This is a genomic window from Peptoniphilus genitalis (genome assembly GCF_023614525.1).
Classification (GTDB): Bacteria; Bacillota; Clostridia; order Tissierellales; family Peptoniphilaceae; genus Peptoniphilus_A; species Peptoniphilus_A genitalis.
This window is the reverse complement of record NZ_CP097885.1, coordinates 642438-657691: the sequence shown is the minus strand read 5'-3', so window position 1 is coordinate 657691 and position 15254 is coordinate 642438. Positions and strand designations below refer to the sequence as shown.

Sequence of the window (15254 nt, the reverse complement as noted above, 5' to 3'; positions counted from 1 at the left end):
GAAGTCAATTACAATAAAAAAACCCCACAGGGTCCTGCGGGGTTTAAATATTTTGATATTAGTCAAGATTTAGTGAATCAACAGCATTATCAATTAATTCATCCTTAACAAAGTAAGGAAGTGTAATGTGTCCGAATTCATTATCTTCGTTAAATTCTTTTGAAACTTCGATAGCGTGTTCGTTTCTAGCCCAGTTACGTCTAGCAACACCACTCATAACGTCCCAAGTAAGTGAAAGATCGATGATTTCATCAACCATTTCAGATCCGTCAAGAACTAGACCGAATCCACCGTTAATTGATTTACCAATACCAACTCCACCACCATTGTGAAGAGCAACTAGTGACATACCTCTAGCACAGTTTCCTGCGAAACATTGAGTAGCCATGTCAGCCATTACATTAGAGCCATCTTTAATGTTAGATGTTTCTCTAAATGGGGAGTCTGTACCAGATACGTCGTGGTGGTCACGTCCCATCATAACAGGACCGATTTTTCCTTCTCTAACAAGTTCGTTAAATTTATGAGCTATTGCAACTCTACCCTTAGCGTCTTGGTAAAGGATTCTAGCTTGAGTACCAACAACTAATTGGTTCTTATCAGCATCTCTAATCCAGATATAGTTATCCATATCTTGGTATCTTCTGTCTTTATCAATACATTCCATTGCAGCGTGGTCAGTTGCAATTAAGTCTTCGTGTTTACCACTTAGGCAAACCCATCTAAATGGTCCATATCCATAGTCAAATAGAAGTGGTCCCATGATGTCTTCTACATAAGAAGGCCAAATGAATCCGTCTTTGTCGTCTTTACCATTCTTAGAAACTTCTTTAACTCCAGCATCGTAGATAGCTTTTAAGAAAGAGTTACCATAGTCGAAGAAGTAAGTTCCCTTAGAAGTAAGGTTCTTAATAACGTCAAAGTGTTGTCTAAGAGTCTTGTCAGCAAGTTCGTGGAATTTCTTTTTATCAGTTCTTAATAATTCAGTTCTTTCTTCGAAAGTAATTCCTACTGGGCAGTATCCACCATCGTAAACGTTGTGGCAAGATGTTTGGTCAGAAAGTAGGTCAATATGAACATTGTTTTCGTCCATATAGTGAAGAAGATCAACGATATTACCGTGGAAGGCAATAGAAAGAGCTTCTTTCTTTTCAAGAGCGTCTTGAGCAAGTTTAACAGCTTCTTCAGGAGTTTCAGCAAGTTTCTTAATCCAGCCTTGTTCAAGTCTAGTTTCGATTCTTGAAATATCAACTTCAGCTATGATAGAAACAGCACCAGCGATATCTCCAGCCTTACCTTGAGCACCAGACATTCCACCAAGTCCAGATGAAACGAATAATTTACCTGCTAAGTTATCTTCATTTCCAAGACCAAGTTTTAATCTACCGGCATTAAGAATAGTGTTGTAAGTTCCGTGAACAATACCTTGTGGTCCAATGTACATCCAACCACCAGCAGTCATTTGTCCGTAGTTAGCAACGCCCATTTCTTCAGCAATTTCCCAATCGTCAAGATTGTCATAAAGACCAACCATTAGACCGTTAGTGATAATAACTCTTGGAGAATTTTTTCTTGATTTAAATAGTCCAAGTGGGTGACCAGATTCCATTACAAGAGTTTCATCGTCGTGCATGATTTCAAGATATTGTTTGATTAGGTTGTATTGCATCCAGTCGTGACAAACTGAACCAGTTTCTCCATAAGTTACAAGTTCATATGGATATAAAGCAACATCAAAATCTAAGTTATTGTCGATCATTACTTGGAAAGCTTTACCAGCTAAACAATTTCCCTTGTATTCGTCAATTGGCTTACCGTAAATTCTTCCTTCTGGTCTGAATCTGTATCCGTAGATTCTTCCTCTAGTAGTAAGTTCTTCTAAAAATTCAGGAATTAGTTCTTCGTGATATTCTTCTGGGATATATCTTAGAGCATTTCTAAGAGCAATCTTAGTTTGATCCTTTGAAAGTCTAAATCCTCTATCAGGAGCTCTTCTAATTCCTTGTTCAAAAGATTTTTTTTCTGGAAGGTTTGAAATTTCTACCTTCATAATCTTTTGAACTTCTGCGTTATGATTATTTATCACTTTTATCAACCTCCATTTATTAGTCATTATAAAATAAAAAAATTGAAAAGTAAATACAAAGGGAAATTAATTTCCCAAATTTTTAAAAATATCTCAAAAAAGTGATTAATTTTCTTAAATTGCCTTGAAAACTCAAGTGTCAAGGACATAATTCCCTAAAAAACCCAATTAATTTACCGTGATAAATTGAAGAAATGAATCGTTTTCAAATTTTATAGAAAGGAGTTTACAAGGACATGAAAAATTCTCTTCTATAATATCATCTATAATTGATACAAAAATTGATACAAAAAATTATGAACTTGTGAAGGATTGTAGATTGGCAAGGGATTATGAAGTCTAAAATATTTATAAACTTGCAAATAAATATAAACTTGTAAATAAATATAAACTTGTAAATCTTCATAAAGTCATGGTTTAATATTAATCTGTGACTTCTTATAGAGTCGCAGATAATTTTAAAGTCGCAAATACCTAGGAGTTAAAGAAGTCTATAAAGTCATAAAGATTTATAAAGTCATTACACTTGATGAGTTCCTAAGAAATAAAAATTAAAACTTAAAATAGTAAGAAAATATTTTTCTAAAAATATAATATTGAAATTTTTATCTATAAAATAATTAGAAAAAATACAAGTATAAAAGGCCAAAAATATTTTAAAAATCTAAATAAAAATATTTTCATATTTATTGGGTATATAATATGTGTTAAGATATTGACAGAAAAAAGGAGGAATTTATGAAAGCGGATAAAATATTAGTTAATCTTGAACAGGTTTTCTCACCAAGGGATATTGGTAGACCACTTAGGGGAGAAGAAATGAACCAAGCTGACATCTTAGAAAATGCTTACATTGCTATTAAGGATGGTAAGATTTTAGAAGTTGGCGAAGGTAATGGCTACGAAAAATTAAAAGATGACAAGACTGAAATAGTTGACCTTACAGGCAAGACTGCAACTCCAGGTCTTATTGATGCTCACACTCACCTTGTTTATGGTGGAAGTCGTGAAAATGAATTTGCCATGAAGCTTAATGGAATGGAATATCTTGAAATTCTTGAAGCTGGTGGAGGAATTCTTTCTACACTAAAGGCAACAGATGCAGCAAGCTTTGATGAACTTTATGATAAAACAAGAAACCTTCTTGAACATATGCTAGTTCATGGTGTAACTTCTGTTGAAGCAAAAAGTGGTTACGGAATCACTCTTGAAACAGAATTAAAGGAACTTGAAGTTCTTAAAAAATTAAATGAAGATTTCCCAACAGAACTTATCACAACATTTATGGCAGCTCACGTTATTCACGAAAAATATAAGGATAACCCAGACGAGTATGTTGACATCGTAATCGACATGATGCCAGAAGTTGCAAAGAGAAATCTTGCAGAATTCTGTGACGTATTCTGTGAAAAAGGAGTATTCACTGCAGAAGAATCTGAAAGAATTCTTGAAGCTGCAAAGAAACATGGCTTTAAATTAAGAATCCATTCAGATGAAATTGAAAATGTTGGTGGGGTAGATGTTGCTGCTAAGGTTGGAGCAGTTTCTGCAGAACACTTAATGGTAGTTGATGATGAGGAAATTGAAACACTTGCAAAGGCAAATGTAATTGGCAACCTTCTTCCAGGAACAACTTTCTCACTTATGCTAGACACTTATGCTCCAGCAAGAAGAATGCTTGATAAGGGAATGGCAATTACACTATGTACAGACTCTAACCCAGGATCATGTCCAACAGCAAACCTTCAATTCATCATGCAACTTGGTTGCCTAGAAATGAAACTTACACCAATTGAAGTTTATAATGCAGTAACTATTAACGCTGCTTACTCTGTTGACAGGGCAAAGACTATTGGATCCTTTGACAAGGGCAAGAGGGCAAACATTGCAATCTTTGATGCACACAACATTGATTACACACTTTACTTCTTCGCAACAAACCTATGTAAACAAGTTTATATTGATGGAGAATTAGTTGTTGAAGATAGAAAGCTTGTAAAATAATTAAGCAGGAAAACAATATAGGATTTTAAAATAAGGGAGCTTCGGCTCCTTTATTTTTTGCACAAAATAATGTTTATTTTTAAAAATAAAAAATACAATAGTTTATATTATAAAACATTATTCTGAATTTTGCATAAGAGAGAGGAAATAGAAAGATATGAGACCTCATAAAATCAAGTAAAATAGTAAAAGTTGGCAATGCTTACTTTAATAAATTAATAGAATATTTTGACTAAAGGATTGTATAATTTATCATAATAGAGAATTAGTTTATTGACAAAAGTACAATAATATGAGAAAATAAAGAAAACATTTTCAAAGGAGGAATAATATGTTATTATTTAACCCCGTAGTAGTATCGGTACTATTACTCGTAGTTTTATGTATGTTAAAGCTTAACGTACTACTTTCACTTTTAGTAGCAGGTGTTGTTGCAGGATTAACTGCAGGCATGCCACTATACGTATTTAACCCAGACTCTTGGCAAGCTAATACAGTTGGAAAGCTTCCAGGATTTGGAACTGAAGGCGATGCAATTATTGGAACAATCATTGGCGGTATGGGAACAATGGCAGAGACAGCTCTTGCTTATATCCTAATCGGTATGTTCGCATACTCAATTGGTAAATCAGGACTTATTACTATACTTGCTAAAAAGATTTCTAAGTTAGTAGGAAACAATAAATTTTATTTAATTTTCCTTATAGCATTTATATCAATCTTTTCACAAAACCTTTTACCAGTTCACATTTCCTTTATACCTATTCTAATTCCACCTCTACTAGGACTTATGAATAAGTTAAAGATTGACAGACGTGCAGTTGCATCAGCTCTTTGCTTTGGATTAAAGGCACCTTATATTTCAATTCCAGCAGGATTTGGACTTATTTTCCACAACATTATCGCATCAAACATGACAGATGCAGGTATGCCAACAACAGTTGCAGATACTCAAAAAGTAATGTGGATCGGTGGACTTTCAATGTTAATTGGTTTAATCTTTGTAGTATTTGTTCTTTACGGAAAAGACAGAGAATATGATGACGTTGAAATCCCAGGAGTTATTTCTCTTGATCAAGAAGTTCATATGACTGGACAAGCTTGGGGAGCATTAATTTCAGCTCTAGCAATGCTTATAGTTCAAATCATTACAACTAACCTTCCATTCTCAGCATTAATTGGAATTATCTTCCTACTAATTACTCGTTCAATTAAATGGAAGGAAATTGATGAAATGGTTAATGGTGGACTTGACCTAATGGCATTTATCGCATTCGTTATGTTAGTTGCAGGTGGCTATGCTAATGTTCTTAACACTTCAGGTGCAGTAGTTCACCTAGTTAATGACACAGCAGCTATGATGGAAGGCGCTTCACTTGTAGTATCAGCAATTGTTCTATTAGCAATTGGTCTTGTTATTACAATGGGTATCGGTACATCTTTCGGTACAATCCCAGTAGTAGCAGCAATCTACGTTCCACTAGCTCAACAATTAGGCTTCTCTAAATCAGCTATTATACTTTTAATTGGTATAGCAGCAGCTCTTGGAGATGCAGGATCACCAGCATCTGACTCAACAATGGGACCTACATCTGGTCTTAACGCTGACGGACAACACGATCACATAATGGATACTTGCGTACCTACATTTATCGCATTTGACGTATTCCTAGTAATCGGTGGTGTAATCGGATCAGTATTATTATCTTAATAGAATAATTTTAAATTTGACTTTAGTCATTAAGACAGGCACACTTAAGTGCCTGTTTTTTTATCTGTTATTAAATAAGTAATCCTAATTATGTCTTAGTTAAAAAAAAGTCTAAATGAAAACTTTATCCTTAAAAAGATTATACAAAACTATAGACAATCCATTAATCAATAAATAAAACATATAATACTTAAAATAGAATTAATAATAATGAAATTGTAAAACTCGAAAATACAATGATTTAATACTTTTAACTAAGAAGCTGTAAATCTTTAAAAATACTATCTTACATATATAAAGGCTAAGCTAAGTTTAATAAATTAGCATAAAAACAAGGAAAGTTATTGTATTAAATAAAATACAATAAAAAAATCTTTATAAATTATGGTTGACTTATACTTCGTGCAGGAGTAATATGAAGCTAGAAAACATTTGCAGCGATACAAAAATTTCATATACTGTATCGCAGACACACTAAATACTTTATAGCGTGCCTTACAATATGTTTTAAGGAGGTTATTTTATGAAGAACGACGGTCAAAAAACTGTTAGACTACCAAGTATTGTTGAAGCGTTCTTGCCAATCATTACAATGGTATGTTTGATGGTATATGTTTTCAACTTTTCTGATGGCGGTTACGACGCAGCTCACATGCCACTAGTAATTGCAATTTGTATTGCATGCATAGTAGGTGGAATTTGTGGACACAGTTTTTCTGACATGTTAGAAGGTATAATCGAAAGACTTACAGCTACTCTTGAAGCAATTTTAATTCTACTTACAGTAGGTCTATTAATATCATCTTTCATGATATCAGGAACTATTCCAGCAGTTATTTACTACGGTTTGAAATTACTTACACCACAATTATTCTTACCAGTAGGTTGTATGCTTATCGCAGTCGTATCTCTTGCTTGTGGTTCATCTTGGACAGCAACAGGTACAATAGGTATTGCCTTTATGACAATAGGTGTTGGTCTTGGAATCAGCCCTGCACTAACAGCAGGTATGGTAATTTCTGGTGCCTATGTTGGAGATAAATTCTCTCCACTATCTGATACTACAAACCTTGCATCAGGTGTTTCTGGAACAGGATTATTTGACCACGTAACAGCAATGGTTTCTACAACAGGTCCTGTATTTATAATTTCCCTAATCCTTTATACAATTCTTGGATCAAGAATTGATGTTGTAAATTATGATCCATCAATTGCACAAGGTATTGAAGATTCACTTGCAGCAAACTTTAACCTTAACCCACTAGTACTTTTACCTATAGCAGTTATCGTTGCAGTATGTATCTTAAGAGTTCCTGGACTTCCAGGCGTTATTATTTCTGTAGTGACTGGTGTATTATTTGCAGTTATCTTCCAAGGTCATCACAATGTAGCGGAAATTTTTAGCGTGCTACACTATGGACCATCTGTTGAAACTGGAAATGAATTTGTAGATAAGGCTCTTGCAAAAGGTGGTATGGACCATCAAATGTGGACAGTTAACTTAATTTTACTTGCAGTATCCTTTGGTGGTGCTCTTGAAAAATGTGGTTCTGTTGAAAGAATTTTTGGCAATGTTAAACATAAAATTCACACTGTTGGTGGACTTGTATTCGCAACAATGCTTACATCAATCTTCTGTGACGCAGCAATGTGTGACCAATTCCTAGGAATCGGTGTTCCAGCTCCTTTATACGACAACAAGTATGATGAACTTGGTCTTGCAAGAAATATGCTTTCAAGAACACTTGAAGATGCTGGTACACTTTGGGCATGTATGTTCCCATGGACTGCCTGTGGTGCTTACCAATCAGGTATACTAGGAATGAACCCATTTGTATATTTCCCATTTGCCTTTGTTAACTTACTAAATCCAATCTATGCTTGTTTAACTGCATTCATGGGTAGAAATATCTTCTGGGCTGATGGATCTTACACAAATGTATTTGGCAAAACTACTATGAGAAAAGTAGCTAAGGCTCCTGAAGAAGCACACAAATATGCTCTTGCTCAACTTGAAAAATTAAGAGCAGAAGGTAAGGCTCCAAAGGTTAACGCTTAATTAAATATTAAGTGCTAATAAAAAATTAAAATTTAAAATGTAAATAATAGAAAGAAGTGATTATGTGTCAGATATAAAATTACCTTGGGATGACGACAGCGAAGCAATTAAATACGTATATGTAAATCCTAGAAATAAATTTTCTGAAAAGTATGCCTACATGATCACTTCTCTTTTGATTATACTGGGCATATTCACAAAGTATAAGTTGACAGTAGTCCTTGCCCTACTCCTCTTGCTTTCCCTAATTACAAAAAGATATGTGGCAGCAAGCTCCAAAGGCCTTGAGATGTACACTGATATGAAAATCACTAAGACCTACAAGCTTTGGGAGTGGTCAGAGATCGATGCTATAACTTATGAAAAAGTGCCTAATCAAAAGGGTAAGATTCTTTTATATTTTACTAAGGGTGATGTCACAAAGAGATTCTTCTTCGACGAAAATGATCAAGATAGGGTCTTTGAAGTGGCAAAAAGCCATAACAAAAAAATAAAAATTTACGATGCCTATGAATATAAGCAAAATTTAAAGAGATTTAAAGAAAGTATGAAAAAATCTAAAAAAAAGAAATAGTAAATTAAATTTTTGAGAGACTTCAAGTGAGAGGTCTCTTTTTTGTTGTTTGAAATTATAAAGGAAGATTAGTTATGGAAAATTTGCGAAGTTATAGAAAGCTACAGACTCGTAAAAAATTTTAACTCTGCGAAAGGAAGTGACTCCATAGATTTTTATGGCTTTATAAAATGCAAGAACTTAATAAGACTTTATAAGCTCCTAGAAGTTGAATTATTTACTCTTTAATTATAGAATAAACTTTGTTAGTAGACACTTATTTAGAAAGTTAGTCATATGAATTTAAATATAAATTTATAAAAACAAATTAACTTAAATAGGTTAATATGCTTTTGTTTAAGTTTTATAGAAGATAAGCTCATGGAAATATTTTAAAGGATGATAAAATGAAATTTGATTACAACTCCTATCCCTATCCTTCAACAAGGAGGACAATTTTTGGAAAAAACGGAATGGTTGCCACATCGTCACCCTATGCAACAAGTGCTGGGGCAAAAATTCTTCTTGAAGGAGGAAATGCCGTTGATGCTGCCCTTGCGGCATCAATGACCTTGCCAGTAGTTGAACCTACAGGCAATGGACTGGGATCAGACATGTTTGCCTTGATTTATTTTGAAGGCAAGCTCTATGGAATGAATGCCAGTGGCAGAAGTCCTAAAAATATTTCTATTGAAAAGCTAAGAGAAAAGGGCTACGATAAAATGCCTTCATGTGGGGTAAATGTAATTAATACACCGGGACTTATTGGTGGAGTAATGAAAGTTTATGAAGACTTTGCCAGCCTCAGCCTGGATAAAATTTTTGAGCCTGCAATATCTTATGCAGAAGAGGGCTATCCAGTTACTCCTCAGATTGCAAAACTTTGGGGAGAGAGCGTGGAAAAATATAAAAATTTAAATAGAGATGAGTTTGAGGAATTTTTCAAATCCTTTACTATAAATGGAAGGGTTCCAAGGGCTGGAGAAGTCTTCAAGTCTCCTGACTTGGCAAGGACCCTTAGAGAAATTCGTGATACCAAGGGAGAATCCTTTTACAGAGGAGGGCTTGCAGAAAAAATTGCAAGTGAAGTTGAAAGGCTTGGAGGTTTTTTAAGTCTTAATGACTTAAGAGAATTTGAAGCAAGCTACGTTGATCCAATCTCTACCAACTACAAGGGAATTGATATTTGGGAAATTCCTCCTAATGGCCACGGCATATCTGTCTTAATGGCTCTGAACATTTTAAGTGAAATGGAAATTAAAGACCGCGATGACCCTAAGACCCTTCACAAGATTATTGAGGCCATAAAATTATCCCTTACTGATGCCAAGACCTATGTGGCTGACCCTGCTAAGATGAAAATTGAAATAGAAAGGCTCTTGTCTAAGGACTATGCTGATGACAGGAGGTCAAAAATAAGTGACAGGGCAAAAAGTCCTGAGGCTTTTAAAATTAATTCTTCTGACACAGTTTATTTTGTAACTGCTGACAAGGATGGCAACATGGTTTCCATGATTCAATCAAACTACGCTGGCTTTGGATCAGGCATTGTTGTTCCTGGAACTGGGATAAGTTTAAACAATAGGATTGAAAACTTTTATTTTGAAGAAGGACTTGCCAACTCCCTTGAGGGAGGAAAGCTTCCTTATCACACAATAATTCCTGGATTTATGACAAAAAATAAGGAGGCACTTGGAGCCTTTGGGATAATGGGAGCCTTTATGCAACCTCAAGCCCATGTCCAAGTCCTCATGAATATGATAGATTTTAATTTAAATCCACAAGCTGCCCTTGATGCGCCAAGGATTATGTGGATTTATGACAAAAAGATTCAGGTGGAAAAGGACTTTAGACCTGAAATAATAGATGAACTAAAAAATCTCGGCCACGAAGTTGAAGTTGTAAGTGACTTCAAGAACATGGGTAGGGGCCAGATTATTTTAAAAGATAAAGACGTTTATATTGGTGGAACAGAAAAGAGGACTGACTCCAATATTTTTTCTTACTAGAAGGTGATTAAATGGAATTTAAAATTCATTCTGAATACAAGCCTACAGGGGATCAACCTCAAGCAATTGACAAATTAACTGAGGGGATCAAAAAGGGCTACAAGCACCAAAATCTACTTGGGGTAACAGGTTCGGGCAAGACCTTTACCATGGCAAATGTAATAGAGAGGGTCCAAAAGCCAACTCTGGTAATTGCCCACAACAAGACTCTTGCCTACCAACTTTGCTCTGAGTTAAAGGAATTTTTCCCAGAGAATGCTGTAGAATTCTTTGTTTCTTATTACGATTACTATCAACCAGAGGCCTACGTGCCAGGGACTGATACCTTCATTGAGAAGGACTCCTCTATTAATGATGAGATAGATAAACTTCGTCACTCTGCAACTATGGCTCTTTTCGAAAGAAAGGACGTAATTATTGTTGCGTCAGTTTCCTGCATCTATGGCTTAGGGGACCCAATTGATTATGAAAAGTTGGCGATTTCTCTAAGACCTGGCATGATAAGGGACAGGAACGAAGTCATGAGTAAGCTTGTTGACATCCAATATGTTAGAAATGATTATGAATTTAAGCGTGGGACTTTTAGGGTTCGTGGGGATATTTTGGAAATCTTCCCAGCCTCATCATCAGAAAATTCTATTAGGGTCGAATTTTTTGGAGACGAGATTGATAGGATAACAGAAGTAAATGCCTTGACAGGCCAAGTCCTCCACTATCTTAACCATGCCTACATTACTCCAGCATCTCACTTTGCAACTTCGGAAGAAAAGGTAAAGCGTGCCATAGTAACAATAGAAGAAGAACTTGAGGAAAGACTTAAGGTCTTAAAGGACCAAGAAAAACTTTTAGAGGCTCAAAGGTTGGAGCAAAGGACAAGGTACGACTTGGAAATGTTGTCTGAGATGGGCTTTTGCTCTGGTATAGAAAACTATTCAAGGCACCTATCAGGTAGGGCTCCAGGCTCAAGACCCTATACATTAATAGATTATTTTCCAAAGGACTTCTTGACAATAATTGATGAGTCTCACCAAACTATTCCACAAATTAGGGGTATGTACAATGGGGACAGGGCACGTAAGGAAACCCTTGTTGAATATGGTTTTAGACTTCCTTCGGCTTTAGACAACAGGCCCTTGAGATTTAATGAGTTTGAAGAAATGATGAACCAATGTGTTTATGTTTCTGCAACTCCAGGACCCTATGAACTTGAACACACTGAGCAAGAGGTTGAACAAATTATTAGGCCAACAGGTCTTCTTGATCCAATAATAGAAGTGAGGCCAATTAAAAATCAAATTGATGACATAATAAATGAAGTGAATGGAGCCATTGAGAGGGAAGAAAGAGTCCTTATCACAACCCTAACTAAGAGGATGTCTGAAGATTTATCAAGACATTTAAAGGAAATTGGGTATAAGGTTACTTACATGCACTCTGATGTGGATACCTTGGAGAGGATGAAGATAATAAGAGACTTAAGGCTTGGCAAGGTTGACGTCCTTGTTGGGATCAACCTCTTAAGAGAGGGTCTTGACCTGCCAGAGGTTTCAAGGGTTTGTATACTTGATGCAGACAAGGAAGGTTTCCTTCGTTCTGTCACATCACTTATCCAAACTGCTGGTCGTGCAGCGAGAAATGCTGGTGGAAAAGTTATTATGTATGCAGATACTATAACTCCTTCCATGAAGGTTACTATTGATGAAACTTCTAGAAGAAGAAAAATTCAAGAAGAATACAATGAAGAACATGGAATCACTCCAAAGACCATAGTCAAGAGTGTTCGTGAAGTCATAAATACTGCCATTGCTGCAGAAGAGTCTATTGACTTTAAAGATATTAAAGATGAAGAAAATGAATTTACTAAGGATGAAATAAATGAAATGATAGATGCCCTAAAACCTGAAATGTACAGGGCAGCCGAAGAACTTGACTTTGAAAAGGCTACTGAAATTAGGGACAAGATAAAGGATTTAAGGGAGAAGAAAAAATCTGCCATCCTTTAAAGAGGTGTTATATTGAAAGACGAAATAATAGTAAAGGGAGCCAGGGTCAACAATCTAAAAAATGTTGACCTTAAAATTCCTAGAAATAAATTTGTAGTTTTCACAGGACTTTCTGGATCGGGCAAGTCATCCCTTGCTTTTGATACAATTTATGCAGAAGGTCAAAGAAGGTATGTGGAATCTCTATCTTCCTATGCAAGACAGTTCTTGGGACAAATGGACAAGCCAGAGGTTGACTACATCGAAGGCATGAGTCCATCAATTTCCATTGACCAAAAGACTACGTCAAAGAACCCAAGGTCAACAGTAGGTACAGTTACAGAAATCTACGACTACCTAAGGCTCTTGTATGCAAGGGTTGGTCATGCCTTTTGTCCAGAGTGTGGAAGAGAAATTTCTTCCTATACTATAGACCAAATGGTAGACGAAATAATGAAACTAGATGAGAGGACTAGGATTCAAATTCTTTCACCAGTTGTTAGACACAGAAAGGGTCAACACAAAAAAGTTTTTGAAAAAATTAAAAAAGAAGGCTTTTTAAGAGTTCTAGTTGACGGAGAAATGCACGATATTGGAGAAGAAATAGAACTTGAAAAAAATAAAAATCACGACATAGACATTGTCATTGATAGGATAATAATAAAGGAAAAAATTGAATCAAGACTTGCAGATTCGCTAGAAATTGCAACAAACCTAAGTGATGGCATAGCAAAGATAAATGTAATAGATGGAGATGATATGATTTTCTCCACAAAGTTTGCCTGTCCTCACTGCAACATTATAATAGAAGAAGTTACTCCAAGATCCTTCTCTTTTAACTCTCCTATGGGAGCCTGTGACGAGTGTAAGGGACTTGGATTTTCAAAAGAAGTTTCAAGAGATTTGGTTATTCCCAACAAAGACCTTTCCATAGATGAGGGGGCAATTGCTTGCTACTCTAACTCTAAGGGAACTTATTATTATGAAATAATTTCACAAATTGCTAAGAAGTTTGATTTTTCTACTAAGGAACCAATAAAAAATGCTCCAAAGGAATTTATCGAGGCAATTTTTGAAGGCTACAAGGGAAAACTTAGCTTTACTTTTAATTCCTACTTCTCTGGAGAGAAAAAATACTCTGGAGGCTTTGAGGGAATTTTAAAAAATCTAAAGAGAAGATATACTGAGTCAAGTTCTGATAGGATGCTGGATAAAATTGACGAGTTTATGGAAGAAGTCCCATGTCCTAAGTGTCATGGAACAAGATTAAAAGATTCATCTCTTGCAATAAGGGTTGGAGGTCTAAATATTCATGAACTAACAGAATTGTCCATTGATAAGTCCCTAGAATTTTTTGAAAATTTAGAGTTTACAAAAAATGAAATGATAATTGCTGAGGAGCTCTTAAAAGAAATTAAGTCAAGGCTAGAATTTTTGGTAAATGTTGGTCTTGAATATTTATCCTTATCCAGGATGGCAGGAACTCTTTCTGGTGGCGAGGCACAGAGAATTAGGTTGGCAACGCAAATTGGTTCCCAACTTGTTGGAGTAATCTATGTTCTTGACGAGCCAAGTATTGGACTCCACCAAAGGGACAATGCAAAGCTTCTTGAGTCTCTTAGGAACTTAACAGATATTGGCAACACCTTAATTGTAGTTGAGCACGATGAGGACACCATGTTTGCTGCAGATGAGATTGTAGATATTGGACCCCTTGCAGGCATTAACGGGGGAAGGATTGTTGCCCAAGGAACTGCAGAAGAAATTATGGAAGTTCAAGAGTCTATAACTGGAGCCTACCTAAGTGGGAGAAAGAAGATTGAAGTTCCCAAGAAAAGAAGGGAATACACAGGCAAGTCCATCATGGTAAAGGGTGCAGAGGAAAACAACTTAAAAAATATTGATGTTGAATTCCCACTGGGACAATTTGTCTGCGTGACAGGAGTTTCTGGATCAGGCAAGTCTTCTCTTGTAAACGAAATTCTCTACAAGAGCCTTGCCCAAAAGATAAACAAGTCTAGGATAAAACCTGGCAAGCACAAGTCCATTGAAGGTCTCGATAATATTGATAAGATTGTTGACATAGATCAGTCGCCAATTGGTAGAACACCAAGGTCAAATCCTGCCACTTATACAGGCGCTTTTGATATAATAAGAGATGTATTCGCCAATACAAACGAGGCGAAAATGCGTGGCTACAAGAAGGGAAGATTTTCCTTTAACGTCAAGGGTGGAAGATGCGAGGCCTGCAAGGGCGACGGAATTTTAAAAGTTGAGATGCACTTCTTGTCTGATGTTTATGTTCCTTGCGAAGTTTGCCATGGAAAGAGGTACAACCGTGAAACTCTTGAGGTAAAATACAAGGGCAAAAATATTTACGATGTCCTTGACATGACAGTTGAAGAGGCCATCGACTTCTTCCAAAACCACGAGAGGGTCTTGAGAAAGCTTGAAACCCTAAGAGATGTTGGACTTTCTTATATAAAATTGGGACAGTCCTCTACACTCCTATCAGGTGGTGAGGCCCAAAGGATAAAACTTGCAACAGAATTATCTAAGAGGGCAACGGGAAGAACTCTTTACATCTTGGACGAGCCAACAACTGGTCTTCACTCAGAAGACGTAAATAAATTAATTAAGGTCTTGGAAGAACTTGTGGACAGGGGCAACACCGTGATAACAATTGAGCATAATCTTGATGTTATAAAGTGCGCCGACCACATAATCGACCTTGGACCAGAAGGCGGAGAAGGTGGGGGTCAAGTTATCTTCACTGGAAGGCCTGAAGAAATTATTAAGTGCAAGGATTCTTACACAGGAGAATTCTTGAAGAATAAATTGGAGGATTAA

Annotated in this window: 8 protein-coding genes; 7 read left to right on the top strand and 1 reads right to left on the bottom strand. The window is 35.9% G+C overall.

Features of this window, described 5'->3' with window-relative positions; all coding sequences use genetic code 11:
* Positions 1–58: 58 nt before the first annotated feature.
* Positions 59–2050, bottom strand: coding sequence for a urocanate hydratase (hutU, locus tag M9426_RS03210; protein WP_187360329.1), 1992 nt, complete (start codon positions 2048–2050; stop codon positions 59–61).
* A 774-nt stretch (positions 2051–2824) separates the two neighbouring features.
* Here hutU and hutI point away from each other — a divergent pair.
* The 7 genes from hutI (at position 2825) to uvrA (ending at position 15254) form a co-directional block, all read left to right on the top strand.
* Complete coding sequence (gene hutI, locus M9426_RS03205; RefSeq protein ID WP_148466307.1) at positions 2825–4090, top strand: imidazolonepropionase; 1266 nt, start codon at positions 2825–2827, stop codon at positions 4088–4090.
* A 331-nt stretch (positions 4091–4421) separates the two neighbouring features.
* Entirely contained in the window at positions 4422–5801 is a 1380-nt protein-coding gene (locus tag M9426_RS03200) for a Na+/H+ antiporter NhaC family protein (protein WP_005956907.1), read from the top strand.
* Positions 5802–6324: 523 nt separating this feature from the next.
* On the top strand, positions 6325–7860 hold the full coding sequence (gene nhaC / locus M9426_RS03195) for a Na+/H+ antiporter NhaC (RefSeq protein ID WP_195444935.1): 1536 nt from the start codon (positions 6325–6327) through the stop codon (positions 7858–7860).
* Positions 7861–7924: 64 nt separating this feature from the next.
* Positions 7925–8434: a PH domain-containing protein gene (locus M9426_RS03190; RefSeq protein ID WP_250342423.1), complete on the top strand. Its 510-nt coding sequence runs from the start codon at positions 7925–7927 to the stop codon at positions 8432–8434.
* 386 nt (positions 8435–8820) lie between these two features.
* The gene (locus tag M9426_RS03185; RefSeq protein WP_250342422.1) at positions 8821–10422 is read left to right on the top strand and encodes a gamma-glutamyltransferase family protein; all 1602 of its coding nucleotides are present in this window, start codon (positions 8821–8823) and stop codon (positions 10420–10422) included.
* An 11-nt stretch (positions 10423–10433) separates the two neighbouring features.
* Positions 10434–12425 carry an excinuclease ABC subunit UvrB gene (gene uvrB / locus M9426_RS03180; protein ID WP_250342421.1) on the top strand — a complete coding sequence of 664 codons (1992 nt, stop codon included), beginning with the start codon at positions 10434–10436 and terminating at the stop codon, positions 12423–12425.
* A gap of 12 nt (positions 12426–12437) precedes the next feature.
* Positions 12438–15254 (top strand): excinuclease ABC subunit UvrA, encoded by a 2817-nt coding sequence (gene uvrA, locus M9426_RS03175; RefSeq protein ID WP_435405877.1) that lies wholly within the window; start codon positions 12438–12440, stop codon positions 15252–15254.

What these genes read in the sequence shown, in the direction of transcription:
- hutU (WP_187360329.1), bottom strand. Translation starts at nt 2,050, where the DNA reads ATGAAGGTAGAAATTTCAAACCTTCCAGAAAAAAAATCTTTTGAACAA.
- hutI (WP_148466307.1), top strand. Translation starts at nt 2,825, where the DNA reads ATGAAAGCGGATAAAATATTAGTTAATCTTGAACAGGTTTTCTCACCA.
- M9426_RS03200 (WP_005956907.1), top strand. Translation starts at nt 4,422, where the DNA reads ATGTTATTATTTAACCCCGTAGTAGTATCGGTACTATTACTCGTAGTT.
- nhaC (WP_195444935.1), top strand. Translation starts at nt 6,325, where the DNA reads ATGAAGAACGACGGTCAAAAAACTGTTAGACTACCAAGTATTGTTGAA.
- M9426_RS03185 (WP_250342422.1), top strand. Translation starts at nt 8,821, where the DNA reads ATGAAATTTGATTACAACTCCTATCCCTATCCTTCAACAAGGAGGACA.
- uvrB (WP_250342421.1), top strand. Translation starts at nt 10,434, where the DNA reads ATGGAATTTAAAATTCATTCTGAATACAAGCCTACAGGGGATCAACCT.